This is a genomic window from Methylobacterium sp. ap11 (genome assembly GCF_900110515.1).
GTDB classification, from domain to species: Bacteria; Pseudomonadota; Alphaproteobacteria; order Rhizobiales; family Beijerinckiaceae; genus Methylobacterium; species Methylobacterium ajmalii.
In genome coordinates this window covers 39,849-61,135 of sequence record NZ_FOEB01000019.1, presented here as the reverse complement: position 1 = coordinate 61,135, position 21,287 = coordinate 39,849, and the positions used below count along the sequence as shown (strand labels likewise).

General features: G+C 71.8%; 19 protein-coding genes. 4 read left to right on the top strand and 15 right to left on the bottom strand.

Going from position 1 to position 21,287, the window contains the following annotated elements:
- Positions 1 to 16 precede the first annotated feature (16 nt).
- The 11 genes from BMX97_RS23015 to BMX97_RS22965 all read right to left on the bottom strand — a co-directional run bounded on the left by BMX97_RS23015 (position 17) and on the right by BMX97_RS22965 (position 10,767).
- Entirely contained in the window at positions 17 to 451 is a 435-nt protein-coding gene (locus BMX97_RS23015; RefSeq protein WP_060848394.1) for an Hsp20 family protein, read from the bottom strand.
- Positions 452 to 602: 151 nt separating this feature from the next.
- On the bottom strand, positions 603 to 1,307 hold the full coding sequence (locus BMX97_RS23010) for a DUF2939 domain-containing protein (protein WP_091753567.1): 705 nt from the start codon (positions 1,305 to 1,307) through the stop codon (positions 603 to 605).
- Between the two features lie 52 nt (positions 1,308 to 1,359).
- Positions 1,360 to 1,893 (bottom strand): RNA pyrophosphohydrolase, encoded by a 534-nt coding sequence (locus BMX97_RS23005; protein ID WP_091753566.1) that lies wholly within the window; start codon positions 1,891 to 1,893, stop codon positions 1,360 to 1,362.
- A gap of 114 nt (positions 1,894 to 2,007) precedes the next feature.
- Complete coding sequence (locus BMX97_RS23000) at positions 2,008 to 3,219, bottom strand: divergent polysaccharide deacetylase family protein (RefSeq protein WP_091753565.1); 1,212 nt, start codon at positions 3,217 to 3,219, stop codon at positions 2,008 to 2,010.
- A gap of 148 nt (positions 3,220 to 3,367) precedes the next feature.
- A complete protein-coding gene (locus BMX97_RS22995) occupies positions 3,368 to 4,711 on the bottom strand; it encodes a S41 family peptidase (protein ID WP_091753564.1) in 1,344 nt (447 codons plus the stop codon).
- Entirely contained in the window at positions 4,711 to 6,084 is a 1,374-nt protein-coding gene (locus BMX97_RS22990; protein ID WP_244538603.1) for a murein hydrolase activator EnvC family protein, read from the bottom strand. Before BMX97_RS22990 ends, BMX97_RS22995 begins: the two co-directional genes overlap by 1 nt.
- The gene (rlmH, locus tag BMX97_RS22985) at positions 6,081 to 6,569 is read right to left on the bottom strand and encodes a 23S rRNA (pseudouridine(1915)-N(3))-methyltransferase RlmH (protein WP_091753563.1); all 489 of its coding nucleotides are present in this window, start codon (positions 6,567 to 6,569) and stop codon (positions 6,081 to 6,083) included. The genes BMX97_RS22990 and rlmH overlap by 4 nt, the downstream gene beginning before the upstream one ends.
- 30 nt (positions 6,570 to 6,599) lie before the next feature.
- A complete protein-coding gene (gene rsfS / locus BMX97_RS22980; protein WP_091753625.1) occupies positions 6,600 to 6,944 on the bottom strand; it encodes a ribosome silencing factor in 345 nt (114 codons plus the stop codon).
- Between the two features lie 258 nt (positions 6,945 to 7,202).
- Positions 7,203 to 7,778, bottom strand: coding sequence for a nicotinate-nucleotide adenylyltransferase (locus BMX97_RS22975; protein WP_177202322.1), 576 nt, complete (start codon positions 7,776 to 7,778; stop codon positions 7,203 to 7,205).
- A gap of 70 nt (positions 7,779 to 7,848) precedes the next feature.
- Positions 7,849 to 9,090, bottom strand: coding sequence for a glutamate-5-semialdehyde dehydrogenase (locus tag BMX97_RS22970; protein WP_244538605.1), 1,242 nt, complete (start codon positions 9,088 to 9,090; stop codon positions 7,849 to 7,851).
- A gap of 246 nt (positions 9,091 to 9,336) precedes the next feature.
- Positions 9,337 to 10,767, bottom strand: coding sequence for a pilus assembly protein TadG-related protein (locus tag BMX97_RS22965; RefSeq protein WP_091753624.1), 1,431 nt, complete (start codon positions 10,765 to 10,767; stop codon positions 9,337 to 9,339).
- Positions 10,768 to 11,164: 397 nt separating this feature from the next.
- On the opposite strand from BMX97_RS22965, the gene BMX97_RS22960 reads away from it, so the two are divergent.
- The gene (locus BMX97_RS22960; RefSeq protein ID WP_091753560.1) at positions 11,165 to 11,611 is read left to right on the top strand and encodes a translation initiation factor 2; all 447 of its coding nucleotides are present in this window, start codon (positions 11,165 to 11,167) and stop codon (positions 11,609 to 11,611) included.
- 107 nt (positions 11,612 to 11,718) lie between these two features.
- Here BMX97_RS22960 and lepA read toward each other — a convergent pair whose 3' ends face one another.
- The 4 genes from lepA to BMX97_RS22940 all read right to left on the bottom strand — a co-directional run bounded on the left by lepA (position 11,719) and on the right by BMX97_RS22940 (position 17,741).
- Entirely contained in the window at positions 11,719 to 13,524 is a 1,806-nt protein-coding gene (lepA, locus tag BMX97_RS22955) for a translation elongation factor 4 (protein WP_060845644.1), read from the bottom strand.
- Positions 13,525 to 13,924: 400 nt separating this feature from the next.
- Positions 13,925 to 15,013 (bottom strand): NAD(P)/FAD-dependent oxidoreductase, encoded by a 1,089-nt coding sequence (locus tag BMX97_RS22950; RefSeq protein ID WP_091753559.1) that lies wholly within the window; start codon positions 15,011 to 15,013, stop codon positions 13,925 to 13,927.
- A 100-nt stretch (positions 15,014 to 15,113) separates the two neighbouring features.
- Positions 15,114 to 16,724 (bottom strand): phosphoenolpyruvate carboxykinase, encoded by a 1,611-nt coding sequence (locus tag BMX97_RS22945; protein WP_091753558.1) that lies wholly within the window; start codon positions 16,722 to 16,724, stop codon positions 15,114 to 15,116.
- Between the two features lie 249 nt (positions 16,725 to 16,973).
- Positions 16,974 to 17,741: a HugZ family pyridoxamine 5'-phosphate oxidase gene (locus tag BMX97_RS22940; protein WP_091753557.1), complete on the bottom strand. Its 768-nt coding sequence runs from the start codon at positions 17,739 to 17,741 to the stop codon at positions 16,974 to 16,976.
- 376 nt (positions 17,742 to 18,117) lie between these two features.
- Between BMX97_RS22940 and BMX97_RS22935 the strand changes: the two genes are divergently transcribed.
- The 3 genes from BMX97_RS22935 (at position 18,118) to BMX97_RS22925 (ending at position 21,234) form a co-directional block, all read left to right on the top strand.
- On the top strand, positions 18,118 to 18,834 hold the full coding sequence (locus tag BMX97_RS22935) for a response regulator transcription factor (RefSeq protein WP_048430384.1): 717 nt from the start codon (positions 18,118 to 18,120) through the stop codon (positions 18,832 to 18,834).
- A gap of 184 nt (positions 18,835 to 19,018) precedes the next feature.
- Positions 19,019 to 20,767, top strand: coding sequence for a sensor histidine kinase (locus BMX97_RS22930; RefSeq protein WP_091753623.1), 1,749 nt, complete (start codon positions 19,019 to 19,021; stop codon positions 20,765 to 20,767).
- Entirely contained in the window at positions 20,764 to 21,234 is a 471-nt protein-coding gene (locus tag BMX97_RS22925) for an HPr kinase/phosphorylase (RefSeq protein WP_177202319.1), read from the top strand. The genes BMX97_RS22930 and BMX97_RS22925 overlap by 4 nt, the downstream gene beginning before the upstream one ends.
- The last annotated feature ends 53 nt before the right edge of the window (positions 21,235 to 21,287 follow it).

The following is a 21,287-nucleotide window of genomic DNA, read 5'->3' as shown; positions in this document are numbered from 1 at the left end:
GACGATATGGGGACGGTTAGTCGCCGTCGCGCGCGCCGATGTCGATCCGTCGCACGATGCGCTCGGGCTCGGGCCGGGCGAGGTCGATCGACAGGAGGCCGTTCGACAGGTCGGCCCCCAGCACCTCCATGCCGTCGGCGAGCAGGAAGGCGCGCTGGAACTGCCGGGCGGCGATGCCCCGGTGCAGGAAGGTGCGGCTCTTGTCGTCGGCCTGGCGGCCGCGGACGATGAGCTGGCTCTCCTCAAGGGTCACGTCGAGCTGGTCGCGGGTGAAGCCCGCCACCGCGAGCGTGATCCTGAGCCGCTCCGGCTCGCGCTCGGTGCGGGGCAGGCGCTCGATGTTGTAGGGCGGGTATCCGTCGTTGGCCGCCTTGGCGACGCGGTCGAGCGCCTGCTCGATCTCGTCGAAGCCCAGGAGGAACGGATGCCCGAACGGCGAAGGACGCGTCATGGTCTCGGCGAAGCCCTGTTGCGAGAGGCACTTCGGTCAATCCGGGCCCGCCAGCGCAGCACCCGTCGAGGCCGACCGCAACTCCGCCGGCCCGGGATCAGATATGAGGAGGGGCGGGGGGCGCATCAAGGGCATGCGCCGGCCGTGAGCCTCAGCGCTGCATCGCGCCGGTGAGCCGCTGGCTGATGCGCTCGCGCAGGGCCGAAGGCAGCTCGAGGTCGACGAGGCGCCAGGTCCAGCCGCGCAGGCGCAGCCGCAGGCGGAAGCGGTTCTCGAGCGGCCGGTCGGGCGGGTAGCTCACCACCATCCCGCGAAATCCCCGCGGCTCGGACGAGCGGAAGAGCGAGAAGAGTTGCGACAGGGTCGAGGCGTGCAGGCCGAGGCCCGCGCCGCGCCGCCCCGCCTCCCCGGTCGTCGCCGGCACGTCCGGGTCGTGGGCGGCCTGGTCGGGCGCGGCCTCGCCGGCGGGCGGCGCGTCGGGCGCGGGCTTGCCGGGGCCCGGCTGGCGCGCGAGGCCGGCGCGCACCGGCCAGCCGTCGTCGAGGAGGTCGATCAGGGTCTCGGGCGTGACGAGGGATTCGACCAGCGGCTCGGCCAGGGCCCCGCTTGCCTCGGTCAGGATGGCGCGGTCCCGGGCCGAGAGGTCGCGCCGCGCCGTGATGGCGTCGAGGGCCGCCGCGGACGCCTGCCGGGTCAGGGAGAGCCGCAGGGTGCGGAAGTTCACCCGCTGGGCCACGGCCTGGGCGTCGTGCGCCTGCACTGCCTGCGACAGGCGGTAGAGCGCGACGTAGGGCGAGATGCCGTAGGCGATCCACAGGACCAGGGCCGCCAGGCCCGCGAGCCACCAGCGCGTCATGCCGGCCCGCCCGAGGGGTGGGGAAACCGGCCGGTCGGGCGCACGCGACCCGTCACGCCGGACGCGCGAGGTGGGCGAAGGCGGCGATCACCTGATCGTAGACCGGACGCTTGAACGGGATCACCAGCTCGGCGAGGTTCGCCAGCGGCTCCCAGCGCCAGCCGTCGAACTCCGCCTTGTGGGCGCCGCCACCGGGCCGCAGGATGTCGATCTCGCGCTCGTCGCCCTCGAACGCGAAGGCGAACCACTTCTGGGTCTGGCCGCGATAGCGCCCCTTCCAGGGCTTGCCGGAGGAGAAGGTGGGCAGGTCGTAGGAGTACCAGCCCGGCGCCTCGGCCAGCAGGCGGACCGAGCCGGCGGCGACGTTGGTCTCCTCGTAGAGCTCGCGCAGGGCGGCCTCCCGGGGGGCCTCGCCCTCGTCGATGCCGCCCTGCGGCATCTGCCAGGCATGGGCGCCGAGATCGGCCGAGTCGTGCCGCCGGTGCCCGGCGAAGACCAGGCCCTCGCGGTTGAACAGGGCGATGCCGACGCACGGGCGGTAGGGAAGCCCGGCGAGGGCGGTCTCGGGGCGGTGGAGCGGTGCCATGGGAGCGACCTTAGAGCAATTTGCCGCCCTGTGGACCGTGCCCCCGCGGAAATTACGAGGTTTGCCCGGGCGGGGCAGGCATGCGCGGGGCCGGGCCCCGGGGCCGCCCGCCGGTCACGACGGCTGGCGCAGGGCCCGGCTGGCCGGCACGAGGAGGATGCCGCGGGATTCGAGGTCCCGCGCCCAGCGGGCGATGCGGTCGATCGAGAGCGGCAGGGCGGTGGCGGAGCCGAGCACGAAGCCGGACTTGCGGGCGGCCTCCTCCAGGCGGGCGAGCTCGCGGTCGATCGCGTCGGGCCGCGGCACGGAATCGACGACGATCTCGGCCCGGGCCACCGGCACCTTGGCCTTGCGGCCGACCTCGCGGGCGAGGGAGCGGGGCGAGGTGCCGTCGTCGACGAAGCCGAGGCCGCGCCCACCGATCTCGCGCAGCACCGGATCGAGGGCGGCGGCCTCGCCGGTGAGGCGCGCGCCCATGAAGTTCATAACCCCGATCGCGCCCGGCACCCGGGCGAGCACGAAGGCGAGGCGGTCGACGTTCTCGGCGGGTTTCGCCCCCGCCAGCAGGGTCTGGGGACCCGGATCGTTGTCGGGATAGTCGAAGGGCTCCATCGGCGCCTGCACCATCACCTCGTGGCCGGCCTCGCGGGCGCGGGCGGCCAGGCGCGTGACGTCGGCGCCATAGGGCGCGAAGGCGAGCGTGATCGCCGGCGGCAGCCGCTGCACCGCGTCCTGGGTCGCCGCCTGGCCGATGCCGAGGCCCGAGACCACGAGCGCGATGCGGCCCGCCACCGCCCCGCCCCGCTCCAGGCCGGCAGCCTCCGGGCGGGCATAGACGTCGAGGGCACGGGCGCCGTCGGGCCCGATCTTCGGCAGCACGCCGCCGTAGCGGCCGCGCTCGCTCAGGCGCGGGTCGGGGGCGGGCTTGAGCTGGATCGGGCCGGTGCCCGGCACCCGGATCACCACCGAATCGGGCGCGGACGTGCCGTCGGGCCGGCTCACCACGACGCCGGAGGCACGCTCGACCTCGTCGGCGCCGCGGCTCGCCGAATCGGGGCGAGAAGAGTCGGGGCGGGCCGGGACGACGGGCTCGGGCGGGGGCGCGACCGGGGCGCGGACCTCGATCGTCGCGACCGCGTAGGGCTCGCCGGCGAGAGGGTCGTCGCCGAGGACGAGATAGGCGGCGAGGCCGAGTCCGCCGAGACCGAGGAGCGCGGCGGCGATCGTGCGGGGCGTGAGGGCGGCGCGCCAGCGCGCGGCGCGGGCGGTCGCCTCGTCCCGCAGCCCGAGGGGACGGGTCAGGATGGTGTCGGACGCGAGCGGCACAGGCGTTACAGTCCCGCGACCGGGCGGCTGCGTGAGAAGCGGAAGGCCCGCAGCACCGGTCGTTACGACCGGTATTGCGGGCCTTCGTGGTAAACGCGACGTTAAGACGGGCGCGGCGGAGCGGCGAACCCGCGCCCGATCGCTTCGATCAGTTCTGGGTCGGGGCGGCCGGGGCCGGCGTCGTGGACTTGACCGTGTTGGCCGCGCCCTTCTGCACGCCGTGCAGGAAGTCGACCGCCGCGATCAGCTGCTTGTCCTTGGCCGGGTCCGGCGGGACGTAGGCCGAGGAACCGCCGCGCTCCTCGGTGTCCTTCTGCTTGAGGTGGCCCTTCAGGCCGGCCTCGCCCTTGGTCTCGTCCTTGCCCTTCAGGTCGTCGGGCACGTCCTGCAGCACCTCCTGGTCGGGCTCGATGCCCTTGGCCTGGATCGAGCGGCCCGACGGGGTGTAGTAGCGTGCGGTGGTCAGCCGCAGGGCGCCGTTGCCGCCGAGCGGGATGATCGACTGCACCGAGCCCTTGCCGAACGAGCGGGTGCCGAGCACGGTCGCGCGCTTGTGGTCCTGGAGCGCGCCGGCGACGATCTCGGAGGCCGAGGCCGAGCCGCCGTTGACCAGCACCACGATCGGCTTGCCCTTGGTCAGGTCGCCGGACTTGGCCGAGAAGCGCTGGGTCTCGTCCGGGTTGCGGCCGCGGGTCGAGACGATCTCGCCGCGGTCGAGGAACGCGTCGGAGACCATCACCGCCTGGTCGAGCAGGCCGCCCGGGTTGTTGCGCAGGTCGATGACGAAGCCCTTGAGCTTGTCGCCCGGCAGCTCGGTCGAGAGCTTGTCGACGGCGGCCTTCAGGCCGTCGTAGGTCTGCTCGTTGAACTGGGTCAGGCGAATGTAGCCGATGTCGCCGCCCTCGGTGCGCGAGCGGACCGGCTTGATGCGGATCAGGTCGCGGTTGAGCGTGACCTCGAGGGGCTCCTTGGCCTCCTTGCGGGTGATCTTGAGCTTCACCGGCGAGTTGACGGGCCCGCGCATCTTGTCGACGGCCTGGTTGAGGGTCAGGCCCTGCACCTGGTCGCCGTCGATCTGGGTGATGACGTCGTTGGCGAGCAGGCCGGCGCGGGCGGCGGGCGTGTCGTCGATCGGGGTCACGACCTTGATCAGGCCGTCCTCCATCGTGACCTCGATGCCGAGGCCGCCGAACTCGCCCTTGGTCTGCACCTGCATGTCACGGAAGCTCTTGGCGTCCATGTAGCTCGAATGCGGGTCGAGGGAGGTCAGCATGCCGTTGACGGCCGCCTCGATCAGCTTCCCCTCGTCGGGCTTCTCGACGTAGTCGGTGCGGATCTTCTCGAACACGTCGCCGAACAGGCTGAGCTGACGGTACGTCTCGGCCGACGCGGCGACGGCGCTCGTGCTCGAGAGGAGGTGGGTCTGGGTCGCTACCGTGGCCGTCCCGGCGCCCAGAACGGCTCCGAACAGGACGAGGGAAACTTTGCGCATTATCCGCGAACCTTCTCGCTTGACCCTTTGGCCCACCAAGGATCCGGGTCGATGGAGCCACCGTCTTTCTTGAACTCGACGTACAGGACGGGATCGTTCCGCCCACCGGCTCCAGCCGAAGGTGCGGAGCCCGTGTCTCCCATCACGGCGACCGGCTCCCCCGCGAGCACGAACTGACCAACCTCGACGTTGATCTGGTCCATGCCCGCCAGGAGGAGATAGTAGCCGTCGCCCGCGTTGATGATCAAGAGACGACCGTAGGAGCGGAACGCCCCTGCGTAGGCCACCCACCCGTCCGCCGGAGAGGAGACGACGCCCCGCGGGCGCGTCATGAGCGATATGCCGCGGCTGGTGCCCCCCGCCCCGTCGGGGCTGCCGAAGGTCCGCACGACCTCGCCGCTCACCGGGCGCGGCACCAGGCCGCGCACCTGGGGGAACGGCACCTTGGGGCCAAGGCGCGCGGGATCGCGCAGCGCGGCCGCCGCGAAGCGCTCGCGGGTCTCCCGGGTCTCGGCCTCCGCGGCCTCCCGGGCGGCCCCGGCGGCGCGGCGCGCGCTCGCCAGGTCGCCGTCGAGGCGGTCGACCAGGTCCTTGAGATTGCGGGCCTGCCCGGCGAGGCCGGCGGCGCGCTCGCGCTCGGCGGCGATGCCGGTCTCGGCCTCGCCGAGCCGGGCCTGGCGGGCCGCGACGAGCGCGGCCAGGCGCTGGCGCTCGGCGCCCCAGCCCTTGATGTCGGCCCGCAGGGTCTCCTGGTCGGTGGCGATCAGGCCGCGCAGGCGCACCAGCTCGGCGAGGTCGCCGGCCAGGGTCTCGGCCTCGCCCTGGAGCTCCGGCACCACGGCGCCGAGCAGCATCGAGGTGCGGATCGCCGCCAGCACGTCCTCGGGCCGCACCAGCACCGCCGGGGGCGGGCGCCGGCCCATGCGCTGGAGCGCGGCCAGCACCTCCGCGATGACGCCGCGGCGGGCCTGGAGCGACCGGCGGAGCGCCGTCTCGCTGCCCGCCATGGTCTGCAGCCGGGCCTCCAGCTCGGAGATGCGTCCCTCGGCCTCCTGCGCCTTGCGGGCGGCGTCGATCAGCGCCTGGTTGAGGCGGGCGCCGTCGCCCTTGATCTCGGCCACCTCGCGCTCGAGCTTGGCCTTGGTCTCGGCGCTGGCCTGGAGCGCGGTCTCGATCGCCCGCAGGCTCTCGGCCCGGCGCTCCTTCTCGGCCTGGGCCCTCGCCACCGGATCGGGCTCGGCCGCCGGCTGCTGGGCCGGCTGCGGCGCCGCCGGCTGCGCGACGACCGGCGTCGCTCCGGGGGACGGGACGAGCGTCACGGCGAGCGACAGCAGGCCCGCCCGGGCGGCGGTCGGGAGGCGGGCCCGGATCACGGGGCGCCGCGGTGATAGGGGTGACCGGAGAGGATCGTCATCGCGCGGTAGAGCTGCTCGAACGCGAGGACCCGCACGAGGCCGTGCGGCAGGGTGGCGGCGCCGAAGGCGAAGATCAGGTCGGCCCGCGCCCGCACGCTCGGATCGAGACCGTCGGCCCCGCCGATCACGATCGCGAGACCGGGCCGGCCGCCGTCGCGCCAGGCGCCGACCTGCGCGGCGAAGTCGATGCTCGTCACCGCCTTGCCGCCCTCGTCGAGGACGAGCGTGGCGGCGCCCGGCGGGACCGCCGCCAGGATCGCGACCGCCTCCTCGGCACAGCGGTCGGGCGCGCGGCGCGCCCGGCTCTCCGGGATCTCGGTCATCTGCACGGCGGAGAAGCCGAGGCCGCGGCCCAGCGCATCGGCGCGGCCGCGATACTCGTCGGCGAGGTCGCGCTCGGGACCGCGCTTGAGGCGGCCCACCGCGACGAGGGCGAGCCGCATGGCGGCGTGTCCGTTTCCTGCGTTGCGGACTTAGTTTGCGAGGCGGTGGGCCGTCTGATCGGCGGGACGGTCGGCGCCCCAGATCTTCTCGAGGTTGTAGAAGTGGCGCACCTCGGGCCGGAAGATGTGGACCAGGATGTCGCCGGCGTCGATCAGCACCCAGTCGCAGGCCGGCATGCCCTCGACGCGGGGAGCGCCGAAGCCGCGGCTCTTGAACTCCTGGATCACCTTGTCGGCGATCGAGCCGACGTGGCGCTGCGAGCGGCCGGAGGTGATGATCATGGCGTCGGCGATGGAGGTCTTGCCGAGAAGGTCGATCTCGACCGTCTCCTCGGCCTTCATGTCCTCGAGGCAGGCGAGGGCAACCGACCTCATGTCCGCGGCCTCGGGCGCGTCGGCCCGGGACTCTTGCCCGGAATCCTGCACCTGGGCCTCAGCGGGAAGCTCGTTGGCCTGAGCTTCGTGAGAGATTGCGTCGTTCAGTGCCGGCCCCTGTCGATGAAGGCACCCGATGGCGCCACGAGACGATCTTGCCCGCGGCATGCGCGGTGCCGATGCCAATAGAATCCGACAGTGGCGAACCGATGGCGGATTTTCAAGCGCGCCGACGGCGAATCCCGGACAAAGGCCGGCTCAGGACGCGGGCGGGATCGTGCCGGCCCGCAACGCCGTCGAGGACAGGCCGTTGCGCGGCCCGTGCAGGAAGACCCAGGCCGGCGGCGCCCGCTCGGCCAGGGTCGGGGCCGCCGCCTCGTCGAGGCGGGAGGAGGCCAGGGCCCGGGCGGCGGGCGAGGCCATCGCCGTCAGGGTGTAGCCCGGCCGGTCGATCACCGCGAAGGGCATCCGGGCGGCGATCTCGCGCCAGCCGCGCCAGCGGTGGAAGCTCGCCAGGCTGTCGGCCCCCATGATCCAGACGAAGCGCACCTGCGGGTGCCGGTCGGTCAGGAAGGCGATGGTCTCGACGGTGAAGCGCACGCCCAGGGCCGCCTCGAAGTCGGTCACGGCGATCCGCGGATCGGCCGCCACCGCCCGGGCGCCGGCGGCGCGGGCGGCGGCGTCCGGCAGGTGGCGGCGGTCCTTCAGGGGGTTGCCCGGGCTCACCAGCCACCACACCCGGTCGAGGGCGAGGCGCCGCAGCGCCAGCCGGCTGACGTGCCGGTGACCGGCATGGGCCGGGTTGAACGAGCCGCCATAGAGGCCGACCCGCAGGCCCGGCGCCAGGGCCGGAAGCCGCACGATCACGGGAGCCGCGCGGCCCGGGGCTCCCGTCGTCGGGCCGTCACGGGCGGATCTGCCCGGTGCCGCGGATGCGGTACTTGAAGGTGGTGAGCTGCTCGACCCCGACCGGGCCGCGGGCGTGCATCCGCCCGGTGGCGATGCCGATCTCGGCGCCGAAGCCGAATTCGCCGCCGTCGGCGAACTGGGTCGAGGCGTTGTGCGCGACGATCGCCGAGTCGACCTCGGCGAGGAAGCGCTCGGCCGCCGCCCCGTCCTCGGTCAGGATCGAATCGGTATGGTGCGAGCCGTAGGTCTCGATGTGGTCGATCGCGGCCTCCAGCCCGTCCACCACCCGCACGGCAATGATCGCGTCGAGGTACTCGGTGCGCCAGTCGGCCTCGGTCGCGGGCGCCACGCGCGGGTCGACCGCTTGCACCGCCTCGTCGCCCCGCACGGCGCAGCCGGCCTCGAGGAGGTCGGTCACCAGGGGCGCCAGGTGGGTGGCCGCGCAGGCGCGGTCGACCAGCAGAGTCTCGGCGGCGCCGCAGACGCCGGTGCGGCGCAGCTTGCTGTTGCGTACCACCGCGCGGGCCATGCCGAGCTCGGCCGCGGCGTGGACGAAGACGTGGCAGATCCCTTCGAGGTGGGCGAAGACCGGCACCCGCGCCTCGTCCTGGACCCGGGCCACCAGGCTCTTGCCGCCGCGGGGCACGATCACGTCGATGGCGCCGTCGAGCCCGGTGAGCATGGCGCCGACCGCCGCGCGGTCCCGCGTCGGCACGAGCTGGATCGCGTCGGCCGGCAGGCCGTGGCGGGACAGGCCCTCGCTCATCGCCTGCGCGATGGCGCTGGCGCTGCGGTGGCTCTCCGAGCCGGCGCGCAGGATGGCGGCGTTGCCGGCCTTGAGGCAGAGCGCGCCGGCATCCGCGGTGACGTTGGGGCGGCTCTCGAAGATCACCCCGACGACGCCGAGCGGCGTCGCCACCCGGTCGATCCGGAGGCCGTTCGGCCGCGCGTAGGACTCCATCGCGCGCCCGACCGGATCGGGCAGGCCGGCGATGCTCTCGAGCGCCTCCGCGATCGCCTCGACCCGGGCGGGGTTCAGCGCCAGGCGGTCGAGGGAGGCCGCCGTCAGGCCCTTGGCCCGGCCCTCGTCGAGGTCGGCGGCGTTGGCCGCCAGGATGGCCGGGGCGGCCTGGCGCAGGGCGGCCGCCGCCTCCCGCAGGGCCGCGTCCTTCACCGGGCCCGGGACCAGCGCCATCCGACGGGCGGCGGCGCGGGCGCGCCGGCCGATCTCGCGCATCAGCGCGTCGACGTCCTCGGGGCGGGGCTTCAGGCTGGTCACGGACACGGTCGTCATCCTGGCCGCCCTCTCCGGGCGGCGATCCGGCCGCCGTCGCCATGGGCGATCCGGGCGGCGTATGGGCGGATCCCCGTCATGCCACGGCCCGGCGAGCCGCGACAAGCCGCCGAACGACGACCCGGCGCGCGACCCCGGTTCTCCCGTTCTTCCCGCGCGAGCCCGGGATCTACCGTGCGAGCCCGGGATCTACCGTGCGAGCCCGACTTGGCCGCTCTTCGGGCCGATTCCCGGCGGCACCGGCACGTCGGTGTCGCCGTAGCGGGCATTGATGACGAGGCGGGGCTGGCGGCTCAGCGCGATGCGGTGGGCGATGACGGCGGTGTATTCGGACTGGTCGGCGACGACCTGCATCGCCCGGACCGAGAAGGTCCCGCGCGGCAGGTAGACCGTCCCGACCAGGCGCCGGGCGCCGTCGCTCAGGATGTCGAAGTTGCGCCCGTCCGGCGACCGGCGGTCCTCGAAGAAGAGCAGCCCGGCCATGTCGCCGGTCCGCGGCGCCGTCAGCTCGACGAGCGAGCGCGGCAGGAAGACCATCGGCTGGGTGCCGCCGGCCTTGTTCCGCGGGACCTCGCCGGTGAAGTAGAACCCGACGCCGTCTCCCTTCAGCGTGCCGATCAGGTGAATCGACTTCGCGTGGTGGCACGCGTCCTTCATGACATGGTCGACCGGGTTCAGGCAGTCCGTCTTGAGGAAGATCATGTCGGTGTCGGGACCGACGACGAGGGCGCCGTCCTTGATCACGTAGATGCCGGGCAGCATCTTGACGTCCGCCGTTTCCTCGATCCTGATCCCGCCGCAATAGGTTCCCGGCGAGAGCGTGAACGACCCGTCGCGCAGGACGAGGTCCTGCTTGAGGCAGGGACCGACCGGCGGGGCCGGCCGGGCGGCCAGCGGGTCCTTCAGCGTCGGGCAGCCGGTGATCGGCTGGGGCCGGAAGTTGAAGGGGCGCCCGGCATAGCCGCCGACGGTGCAGGTCGTCGCCGCCGACACCACGCTCTGGTCGCCACCTTCGAGGCCGCTGGGGCTCGACGACATCGCATAGACCGCGCAATCCCCGGCCTCGATGCGCGCCTGGTCCTCGAGATGGATCCCGTGCCGGCCGGACGGGGCGAGACCGACGACGCAGAGCCTCGCGCCGCCGACCGCCTCCGCGGTCGCCGTCACGGTCATGTCGGTGAGCTGCGGCGTCACCAGCCGGCTCATGATCGCCGACTTGCGCTGCGTCAGGGTCACGGTGACGCCGGTCGGCGTTCGCCCGGTCCGGCCGCCGGCATCGACGAAGGGGCCGCCCGGACGCTCGCGGGTCACGGGCTTGGTCGCGACGGCGACCGGGCCGTCGCCGAAGCGCAGCTTCACGCCGCCCTGCATGTAGGCCTCGGCCAGCGATTGCATGCGGCGGGCATCGGCGCCGGAGACCTGCATGTCGGAGACGACCGCGAGGGCGGCGGCGTCCGCCGCCCGCTGCAGCGTGGCGAGCTGAAGGGTCCAGGTGCCGTAATCGACCGCGACCCCGACCAGGGCGAACAGCACGGGCGCGAGGAGCGCGACGAGGAGCGCGACGTTTCCCGACTCGTCGACCCGGCACGCGGACCGCCGGCACCACCCACGTCCGATCATCGTCCCCGGCCCGCCCCACATCATCGGTCAGACCAGTCGCCGCGAATTGTTAAGATCACCCTTGCGTCAGCCGTTCGATTTCGCGGCAATCACCCCTTCTTTCGCTGCGACAGGACGGAGCGAACATCTATTTTTACGATGATCAACCTCGGTACGGTACGTCGCGCGTGCCGGCCCGGCACGAACGAGAATTCGGGCAAGCGCCCCAGCCGCCGGCCCGCCCCGATCGTCGATCATAGATCTGAAATCGAGTTTGTTAGATCTTAACCCGTCATGACCGTGCTATAAATGCAACTTTTATAAGACACTCACGGAAACATTTCATCATCGCTTGCCCATGCGTCGCGGTTCGTGCCTAAAAAACGCCATCGTCCAACGTGGCGATGTGGGGGACGCAATGTCATTCAAGTCTATCTCGGCCGCGATCGTCGTCGCGGCCAGTGTCGGCGCGTGCGGCAGCATCGTGCGCGGCACGACCGAGCCGGTCTCGTTCGTCTCGGTCCCGTCGGGCGCCGCGATGACCACCGACAAGAAGTACGCCTGCCCGACGACGCCGTGCACCCTCGAGGTCGACCGCTCGGACGAGTTCGTGGCGACCTTCACCAAGCCCGGCTTCCACCCGCAGTCGATCCCGGTGCGCACCAAGGTGGTCGGCAAGGGCGCGGCGGGCTTCGCCGGCAACGTGCTGGCCGGCGGCCTGATCGGCATGGGCGTCGACGCCTATACGGGCGCCGCCATGGATCACGAGCCCAACCCGGTGATCGCCACGATGCGGCCCGCGGGCGCTGCCGCCCCGCAATCCCGCCGCCGCCGCGGTCCGGGCCCGGACGAGGCGGGCATGTAGAGCGGCGCGGGAGGGAACGGCGTCGGCCGTCCCCGAACGAAGAAGGCGCGCCGCCCGGGCCGGGCGGCGCGCCTTCTCGCTTTGGCGGGAGGACCGGGGGCCGGCCTTCAGCTGTCCATCTTCAGGGCGGCGATGAACGCCTCCTGGGGGATCTCGACCTTGCCGAACTGGCGCATGCGCTTCTTGCCCTCCTTCTGCTTGTCGAGGAGCTTGCGCTTGCGGGAGATGTCGCCGCCGTAGCACTTGGCGGTGACGTCCTTCGACAGGGCCCGGATGGTCTCGCGGGCGATGATCTTGCCGCCGATCGCCGCCTGGACCGGGATCTGGAACAGGTGGCGGGGGATCAGGTCCTTCAGCTTCTCGCACATCGCGCGGCCGCGATGCTCGGCGCGGGTGCGGTGCACGAGCATCGAGAGCGCGTCGACCGGCTCGGCGTTGACGAGGATCGACATCTTCACGAGGTCGCCCTCGCGGTAATCCGAGATGTGGTAGTCGAACGAGGCGTAGCCCTTCGAGATCGACTTCAGGCGGTCGTAGAAATCGAACACCACCTCGTTGAGCGGCAGGTCGTAGACGACCATGGCGCGCTTGCCGACGTAGTTGAGGTCGATCTGGGTGCCGCGGCGGTCCTGGCACAGCTTGAGCACGCCGCCGAGATACTCGTCGGGCGTGAGGATCGTGGCGCGGATCCACGGCTCCTCGATCGTCTCGATCTTCATCACGTCGGGCATGTCGGCCGGGTTGTGGAGCTCCTTCTTCTCCCCGTCGGACATGTTGAGGTGGTAGACGACGCTCGGCGCGGTCGAGATCAGGTCGAGGTTGAACTCGCGCTCCAGCCGTTCCTGGATGATCTCGAGGTGGAGGAGACCGAGGAAGCCGCAGCGGAAGCCGAAGCCGAGCGCGGCGGACGTCTCCATCTCGTAGGAGAACGAGGCGTCGTTGAGCCGGAGCTTGCCCATCGCGCCGCGCAAGTTCTCGAAGTCGGCGGCATCGACCGGGAACAGGCCGCAGAACACCACCGGCTGCACCGGCTTGAAGCCCGGCATCGCCTCCTTGGTGCGGCGCTTGTCCTCGGTGATGGTGTCGCCGACGCGGGTGTCCGCCACCTCCTTGATCGAGCCGGTGAAGAAGCCGACCTCGCCGGGGCCGAGCTCGGCCATGTCCTGCATCTTGGGCCGGAAGACGCCGAGGCGCTCGACGCCGTAGGTCGCGTCCGCGCCCATCATGCGGATCGTCATGCCCTTCTTGAGCACGCCGTCGACGATGCGCACCAGCACCACGACGCCGAGATAGACGTCGTACCAGGAATCGACCAGCAGCGCCTTGAGCGGCGCGCTCCGGTCGCCCTTCGGCGGCGGCAGGCGGGTGACGATCGCCTCCAGCACCGCCTCGATGTTGATGCCGGTCTTGGCCGAGATCGGCACCGCGTCCTTGGCGTCGATGCCGATCACCTCCTCGATCTGGTCCTTGACCCGGTCGGGCTCGGCCGCCGGCAGGTCGATCTTGTTGAGGACCGGGACGATCTCGTGGTTGGCGTCGAGCGCCTGGTAGACGTTTGCGAGCGTCTGCGCCTCGACGCCCTGGGAGGCGTCGACGACGAGGAGCGAGCCCTCGCAGGCGGCGAGCGAGCGCGAGACCTCGTAGGCGAAATCGACGTGGCCGGGCGTGTCCATCAGGTTGAGGACGTAGTCGCGCCCGTCCTGGGCCTTGTATTCCAGGCGCACGGTCTGCGCCTTGATGGTGATGCCGCGCTCCTTCTCGATATCCATCGAGTCGAGCATCTGCTCGCTCATGTCGCGCGCCGCGACCGCCCCGGTGATCTGGATCAGCCGGTCGGCGAGGGTCGACTTGCCGTGGTCGATATGGGCGACGATCGAGAAGTTGCGGATGTTGTCGATGGGGGACGCGGTCATCGTGGGGCTGTCTCCGGCGCGCAGGCGCGGCGATGCGCGTGGCGCACGGCGGTGAAGGAAGAGGTGGAGGGGAGATAGCAGCGGCACCCCGCCGCGCCAAGACGGCGGCCGGACGCACGCGATTCTTGGTGGGGGTGGTCGGATCGGCGATCGATCGTCAGATCGGGGAGATACGCCAATCACGTGCTCTGGACGGCGTGCCACCCTCCGCGTCATCCCGGGGCCGCGCAGCGGAACCCGGGATCCATAACCGCTGACGATGCAGAATGAAGCGGAACGCTGCCGTCCTATCCTGGACCGTCAGCGGTTATGGATCCCGGGTTCTCGCCTTCGGCGAGCCCCAGGATGACATCGAGGGTTCGAGTCCGTTCCGCTCCACTATGGGAACGCGGGATAAGGTCTAAGCCCCCAACCGGTCCGCCACGTCCTCCGCCAGCGACAGGCTCGAGGTCAGCCCCGGGCTCTCGATGCCGAACAGGTGCACCAGCCCCGGCAGGCCGTGCTCGGCCGGGCCGTCGATCAGGAAGTCGGCGGCCCCCTCCCCCGGCCCGGACAGCTTGGGGCGGATGCCGGCGTAATCGGGCACCAGCGCCCCGTCGGGGAGCGCGGGCCAGTAGCGGCGGATCGCGGCGTAGAACAGGCCGCCGCGGCCGGGATCGACCTCGTAGTCGGGCGCGTCGATCCACTCGACGTCGGGGCCGAAGCGCATCCGCCCGGCGAGATCCAGGGTGAGGTGGATGCCCAATCCCCCCTCGACCGGGGCCGGGTAGATCAGCCGCGAGAAGGCCGGCCGCCCGGTGCAGCCGAAATAGTTGCCCTTGGCGAGCACGAGGCGCGGCACGCGCGCTTCCGGGTAACCCTCGGTCGCCCGGGCGAGGTTCTGCGCCCCGAAGCTCGCGGCGTTGACCACGGCATCGACGGTGATCTCCTCGGCATCGCCGAAGCGCGCGACCCAGCCCTCGGGCGAGCGGGTCAGGCGGGAGATCGGGGTATTGAAGGCGAGCGCGCCGCCCGCCCCCTCGATGTCGCCCTGCAGCGCCAGCATCAGGGCGTGGCTGTCGACGATGCCGGTCTCGGTCGAGAGGAGCGCGGCGTGGCAGGTCAGGTTCGGCTCGAGGCGCCGGGCCTCGGCACCGTCGAGGAGCGACAGGCCCTCGACCCCGTTCGCGATCCCTTGCGCGTGGATCGCCGCGATCTTGCCGCCCTCCAGCTCGGTCGCCGCGACGATCAGCTTGCCGATCTTCGCATGCGGCACCCCGTGGCTCTCGCAGAAGGCATAGAGCCGGCGCCGCCCCTCGACGCAGTGGCGCGCCCGGGACGAGCCGGTCGGGTAGTACATCCCGGCATGGATCACCTCGGAATTGCGCGAGGACACGCCGGTGCCGATCCCGCCCTCCGCCTCCGCCACGATCACCTCGTGGCCGCGCAGGGCCAGCTCCCGACCGATCGCGAGGCCGACCACCCCGGCACCGACGACGAGCACCATCATCGGCCGCTCCTCCCTCTCCGTATCCACGGGGGTGCTTGTACAACGAAAAAGGGCCCCTCTCCGGGGAGAGGGGCCCTCTTTTTCCGTCGCGCCGTCAGGCTCAGGCGGCGATCGACATGGTCGGCTCGGCGGCGCGCACGTCGGCGTCGACATGGGCCTCGAAGCGCTTGAAGTTGTTGCGGAACATCTCGACCAGGCTCTTGGCGGTCTCGGCGAAGGCCGCCTTGTCCTGCCAGGTCTTGACCGGGTACAGGATGTGCGGCTCGACGCCCGGCACCGAGGTCGGCACCGCGAAGCCGAAATACGGGTCGCGGCGGAAATCGGCCTTGGCGAGCGAGCCGTCCAGCGCCGCGGTCAGCAGGCGGCGGGTGACCCGGATCGGCATGCGGCGGCCGGTGCCGACGCCGCCGCCGGTCCAGCCGGTGTTGACGAGCCAGCAATCGACGTGGTGGCGGGCGATCAGGTCGCGCAGCAGGTTGCCGTAGACCGACGGATGACGCGGCATGAACGGCGCGCCGAAGCAGGTCGAGAAGGTCGCCTCCGGGCCCTTCAGGCCCTTCTCGGTGCCGGCCACCTTGGCGGTGTAGCCCGAGAGGAAGTGGTACATCGCCTCGGCGCCGGTCAGCTTGGCGATCGGGGGCAGCACCCCGAAGGCGTCGCAGGTCAGCATGACGATGTTCTTCGGGTGCCCGGCCTGGCCGGTGACGCTGGAGTTGCTGATGAACGGCAGCGGGTAGGCGCAGCGGGTGTTCTCGGTGCGCGAGGCGTCGTCGAAGTCCGGCAGGCGGGTGACCGGATCGATGACGACGTTCTCCATCACGGTGCCGAAGCGCTCGGTGGTGGAGTAGATCTCGGGCTCGGCCTCCTTCGACAGGCGGATCGTCTTGGCGTAGCAGCCGCCCTCGAAGTTGAAGATGCCCTTCGGGCTCCAGCCGTGCTCGTCATCGCCGAGCAGCACGCGGTTGGGATCGGAGGACAGGGTGGTCTTGCCGGTGCCCGACAGGCCGAAGAACAGCGCCGAATCACCCTCGTGGCCGACGTTGGCCGAGCAGTGCATCGGCATCACGCTGGCCTTGGGCAGCACGTAGTTCAGGTAGGTGAAGACCGACTTCTTCATCTCGCCGGCGTAGGAGGTGCCGCCGATCAGCACGATCTTGCGCGAGAAGTCGACCGCGATGACGGTCTCGGTGCGGCAGCCGTGCCGGGCCGGGTCGGCGCGGAAGCTCGGCAGGTCGATGATGGTCAGCTCGGGCGTGAAGCCGGCCAGGGCCTCGCGCTCGGGGCGGATCAGCAGGTTGCGGATGAACAGCGAGTGCCAGGCGTACTCGGTGAAGACGCGGGCGCGGACGCGGTGGCCGACCTCGGCGCCGCCGAACAGGTCCTGGGCGAAGAGCTCCTTGCCCTCGGCATGGGCCAGGAAGTCCTCGAGCAGGGTCTCGAACTGCGGGCGGGTGATGCCGCCGTTGTTCTCCCACCACACCTCGTTCTCGGTGTCGGCGTCGCGGACGACGAACTTGTCCTTGGGCGAGCGGCCGGTGTGGATGCCGGTCTCGGCGACCAGGGCGCCGCCGGCGGCGAGCTGGGCCTCGCCGCGCTGCAGGGCGTGCTCGTAGAGGCTCGGGGCCTCGAGGTTCCAGTTGACGCGCTTGAGGTTGCGGAAGCCGATCTTGTCGGCGCCGAACGCCTCGTTGAATACGCCGATGTCGTTCACGCCCGATCCTCCTGGCACCGACCCGGGCAAAGCCGGATGGCTGCCGGTCCGAATCGGGCCGAATGACTGCTCAAGTCCGGCGCGAAGACCTTGCTTGGACTTGCGAGCCGGTCAAGGACTTGCAAGCCGGTCAAGCGCGACGGTCCGCGACCGTTCTCCGACGGCCTCGGTGGGCAGCCGTAGTAGGCGGCGAAACTTCCCGGTTCAATCGAATTCGCGGTATCCAACGGTGACAAGCTCGACTTTATGTCATGCCCCGGGCAGCCCGCGGGCCTGGGCGGCCATCGCCACCAGGGTCGGGCGCAGGGCGGCGGGGCTCGCCAGCCGCTCCGGGAACAGGACCCGGGCGGTGCGCTCGCCGGCGACGAGGTCGAGCCCGTCCGGATCGAACCCGGTCAGGCGCCAAGGCCCCGGCTCCTCGCCGGCGAGCCGCGTGGCGTAGAGCGCGACGGCATCCAGGTGGTCCTCGTTCATGTGGGCGACCGCGCCGGGCTCGGTCTCGGCGAGGGCGTCGTGGCCCGACAGGTCGGTGAGGAGTTCCGGCCCGGTCAGCGTCGCGGCCCGGGCGAAGCCCCCGTTGAGGTGACCGGCCCGGGCGACGAGGCGGAAGAAGGCGAAGTCCGGGAAGTCGGCGTAGAGCGCCGCCTTCGGGTGGCGGGCGAGGAAGCGGGCCCGGACCCTCGGCTCGTCGCTGCGCGCGACCGTGCCGGCCACGGTGAGGCGCGGATGGGCCAGCGGATCGCCCTTGCCGCCCTGGGAGAGGAGCAGCGAGCAGCGCGGGTCGGCCTCGAGGTTGAGGGTGTGGGCCGAGAGCCGCGACAGGAGCAGCAGCGGCGTGCCGTCGAGGTCGGTCGCGACGGTGACGAGGGAGGCGAAGGGCGCCCCCCCGTCCCGCTCCAGCGTCGCGAGGGCGCCCGAGCGCGTCCGGCGCAGGAGCGAGTGGGCGAGCCCGATCGCGTCGAAGGGCGCCTCGGCGGCCGGCAGCGGCGCGGCCTGCTTCCCGTCTGCATCCGCCATGGTCTATTCCCCCCTCGCCCCTCGGTGGCAGCGCCGCACCTTGGCGGCCTCCGCAAGGCCCGTCCAGGCCGCGCGACGCCGCGGCGTTCCCGAGGCCGCACCCCGGCGCGCCGGCCCCGTCCCCGGGGATCCGTCGCACCGGTTGAACCCGTATCGCGGATGCTCGCTTTTTCGGCGGGATGGCCTTAAGGGTGTCGGAATCGTGGCGCCGCAGCCACTGTCCAGTCTTTTCGGCGAGAGCCGGGCTGGACGGGAGGCGGCGACACCCGAGATCGACCGGGTCGAGGCACGCCGCGCCCGAAACGGTTTTCAGTCGGGCGACGTTCAGCAGGACCGTTGTGTCCTGGCGAGCGAAGCTTGCCCCCAGGGAATGCCCATGCCGACCATCGCCCTCGTCGATGACGACCGCAACATCCTGACCTCCGTGTCGATCGCGCTGGAGACCGAAGGCTACCGGATCCAGACCTACACCGACGGCGCCTCGGCCCTCGACGGCCTGAAGCACTCGCCGCCCGACCTCGCGATCTTCGACATCAAGATGCCGCGCATGGACGGGATGGAGCTCCTGCGTCGCCTGCGCCAGAAATCCGACCTGCCGGTGATCTTCCTGACCTCGAAGGACGAGGAGATCGACGAGCTGTTCGGCCTCAAGATGGGCGCCGACGACTTCATCCGGAAGCCGTTCTCGCAGCGCCTGCTGGTCGAGCGGGTGAAGGCGGTGCTGCGCCGCTTCGCCGCCAAGGAGGCGGGGCCGGGCGCCTCGGCCCGGGAGGCGGAGGCCGCCGCCGCCCGCTCGCTCGAGCGCGGCCAGCTGATGATGGACCCGGAGCGCCACACCTGCACCTGGAAGGGCGAGCCGGTGACGCTGACGGTGACCGAGTTCCTGATCCTGCAGGCGCTGGCCCAGCGCCCGGGCGTCGTGAAGAGCCGCAACGCGCTCATGGACGCGGCCTACGACGACCAGGTCTACGTCGACGACCGCACCATCGACAGCCACATCAAGCGGCTGCGCAAGAAGTTCAAGGTCACCGACAACAGCTTCGACATGATCGAGACGCTGTACGGCGTCGGCTACCGCTTCAAGGAAATGTGAGCGACTTGACCGCCGGAGTGACGACCGCGTGAGCGAAGGCTCGCCCCCCGGCGCCGTGCGCCGCCTGTTGGGCGGCCCCGGCCGCCTCCTCGAAGGCACCGGGCGCCGCCTGCGCGGCCCGGGCCGCGTCCGGGACCGGGATCCTTCCGCCCGGACCGCGCACGCCCCGAAACCCCCGGGCGAGATCGATCCGGACGCCGAGTCCGCGCGCGAGCCGTTCGGCTGGCGCTCGGTCCGCCGCTGGGTGGCGCAGCGCTTCGCCTCGAGCCTGACCCGGCGCATCGTGGTCCTGAACCTCGCCGGGCTGATCGCGCTCCTGATCGGCTTCCTCTACCTCAACCAGTTCCGCCAGGGCCTGATCGAGGCCCGGGTCCAGAGCCTGCTGACCCAGGGCGACATCATCGCGGGCGCGATCGCGGCCTCGGCCACCGTCGACACCGACGCGATCACCATCGACCCCGACCGCCTGCTCCAGCTCCAGGCCGGCGAGGGCGGGTCCTTCGCCGACGAGGCGCCCTCGGGCCTCGAATTCTCCCTCAACCCGGAGCGGGTGGCGCCGCTCCTGCGCCGCCTGATCACCCCGACCGGGACCCGCGCCCGGGTCTACGACCGCGACGGCACGATGCTGATCGATTCGCGCGGCCTCTACATCCGCGGCGACCTCAGCCGCGATCCGCCGCCGCTGCGCAAGGACCGGTCGAGCTTCGTCGAGCAGGCCTGGAACGCCGTGCGGAGCGCCCTGCCGTGGCTCGGCCGCTCGAGCGCGGCCGACGAGCCGGGCCCGGCCGACGGACGGACCCTGCCGGAGGTGCAGCGGGCGCTGACGGGAGCCCGCGGCACGCTGGTGCGCCGCAACGGCCCGGGCGAGACCATCGTGTCGGTGGCGGTGCCGATCCAGCGCGGCCGCACGGTGCGGGGTGCCCTGCTGCTCTCGACCCAGGAAGGCGACATCGACAAGATCATCGCCGCCGAGCGCTTCTCGCTGCTGCAGGTCTTCATCATCGCGGCGTTGGTGATGGTGGTCCTGTCGATGCTGGTCGCCGGCCAGATCGTCGGGCCGGTCGGGCGCCTGGCGGAGGCCGCCGAGCGGGTGCGCACCGGCATCAAGTCGCGCCAGGAGATCCCCGACTTCACCCGGCGCACCGACGAGATCGGCCACCTCTCGGGGGCGTTGCGCGACATGACGCAGGCGCTCTACCGCCGCCTCGACGCGATCGAGAACTTTGCCGCCGACGTCTCGCACGAGCTGAAGAACCCGCTCACCTCGCTGCGCAGCGCCGTCGAGACCCTGCCGCTCGCCAAGACCGACGAATCGCGCGGCCGGCTGCTGCAGGTCATCCAGCACGACGTGAAGCGCCTCGACCGGCTGATCAGCGACATCGCCGATGCCTCGCGCCTCGACGCCGAGCTCGCCCGGGCCGAGGCCGGCCGGGTCGACCTGAGAAAGCTCATCACCACGGTGGTGTCGGTCGCCAACGAGCGCCGGCGCCGGGGCGACGCGGCGATCGACCTCACGGTCGAGCCGGCGCCCGCCGGCGTCGAGGACGCCTTCGCGATCCTCGGCCACGACAGCCGTCTCGGCCAGGTCGTCAACAACCTCCTCGACAACGCCCGCTCGTTCTCGCCCAAGGGCGCCAGCGTCCGGGTGGCCCTGCGGCGGCGGCGCAACGCCGTCGAGCTGACCGTGGAGGATGACGGCCCCGGCATCCCGCACCACGCCCTGGAGCGGATCTTCGAGCGCTTCTACACCGACCGGCCCGAGCAGGGGTTCGGGCAGAATTCGGGGCTGGGCCTCTCGATCTCGCGCCAGATCGTCCAGGCCCACCGGGGCACGATCCGGGCGGAGAACCGGCTGGGCCCCGCCGGGGAGGACGGCGAGCCGACCGTGCTCGGCGCCCGCTTCATCGTCCGCGTCCCGGCCCAGAGCCGGTGACGGCGCGGGCGCCGTCCTCCGGGACCGTGCATGCGAGCTGCGTCGTCGTCGGCGAGGGCGGGATCCTGGTGCGGGGCGAGGCGGGGAGCGGCAAATCGACCCTGGCCCGTGACCTTCTCGACCTCGGCGCCAGATACGGGACGTTCGCCGCCCTGGTGGGCGACGACCGGGTGATCCTGACGCATCGTCACGGGCGGCTGGTGGCGGCCCCGCATCCGGCGCTCGCCGGGCTCGTCGAGGTGCGCGGGCTCGGGCTGCAAGCCGTTGACGCGACGGCGCCTTCGGCGATCCTGCGCCTCGTCGTCGACCTCGCCGAGGAGGCGCCGCGGATGCCCGAGGAGGGCGCGGAGACGGTCCTTCTCCGCGGGGTCCGGCTCCCCAGGATGATCCTGTCGCGAGGGCCCGGCCGCGCCGAAACGGTGTTGTGGCATTGGCGCCGCCTCCGTGTCATGATGATGACCGATTGATGCGGATTTCGCCGCATTGCTCTTGCGCTCGCCTTCGCGCTGCACAAAATGGC

Excerpts from the sequence above, each read along its gene's own strand:
- BMX97_RS23015 (WP_060848394.1), bottom strand. The coding sequence starts at position 451 with ATGACGCGTCCTTCGCCGTTCGGGCATCCGTTCCTCCTGGGCTTCGAC.
- BMX97_RS23010 (WP_091753567.1), bottom strand. The coding sequence starts at position 1,307 with ATGACGCGCTGGTGGCTCGCGGGCCTGGCGGCCCTGGTCCTGTGGATC.
- BMX97_RS23005 (WP_091753566.1), bottom strand. The coding sequence starts at position 1,893 with ATGGCACCGCTCCACCGCCCCGAGACCGCCCTCGCCGGGCTTCCCTAC.
- BMX97_RS22995 (WP_091753564.1), bottom strand. The coding sequence starts at position 4,711 with ATGCGCAAAGTTTCCCTCGTCCTGTTCGGAGCCGTTCTGGGCGCCGGG.
- rlmH (WP_091753563.1), bottom strand. The coding sequence starts at position 6,569 with ATGCGGCTCGCCCTCGTCGCGGTGGGCCGCCTCAAGCGCGGTCCCGAG.
- rsfS (WP_091753625.1), bottom strand. The coding sequence starts at position 6,944 with ATGAGGTCGGTTGCCCTCGCCTGCCTCGAGGACATGAAGGCCGAGGAG.
- BMX97_RS22970 (WP_244538605.1), bottom strand. The coding sequence starts at position 9,090 with ATGCGCGAGATCGGCCGGCGCGCCCGCGCCGCCGCCCGTCGGATGGCG.
- BMX97_RS22965 (WP_091753624.1), bottom strand. The coding sequence starts at position 10,767 with ATGATCGGACGTGGGTGGTGCCGGCGGTCCGCGTGCCGGGTCGACGAG.
- BMX97_RS22960 (WP_091753560.1), top strand. The coding sequence starts at position 11,165 with ATGTCATTCAAGTCTATCTCGGCCGCGATCGTCGTCGCGGCCAGTGTC.
- lepA (WP_060845644.1), bottom strand. The coding sequence starts at position 13,524 with ATGACCGCGTCCCCCATCGACAACATCCGCAACTTCTCGATCGTCGCC.
- BMX97_RS22950 (WP_091753559.1), bottom strand. The coding sequence starts at position 15,013 with ATGATGGTGCTCGTCGTCGGTGCCGGGGTGGTCGGCCTCGCGATCGGT.
- BMX97_RS22940 (WP_091753557.1), bottom strand. The coding sequence starts at position 17,741 with ATGGCGGATGCAGACGGGAAGCAGGCCGCGCCGCTGCCGGCCGCCGAG.
- BMX97_RS22935 (WP_048430384.1), top strand. The coding sequence starts at position 18,118 with ATGCCGACCATCGCCCTCGTCGATGACGACCGCAACATCCTGACCTCC.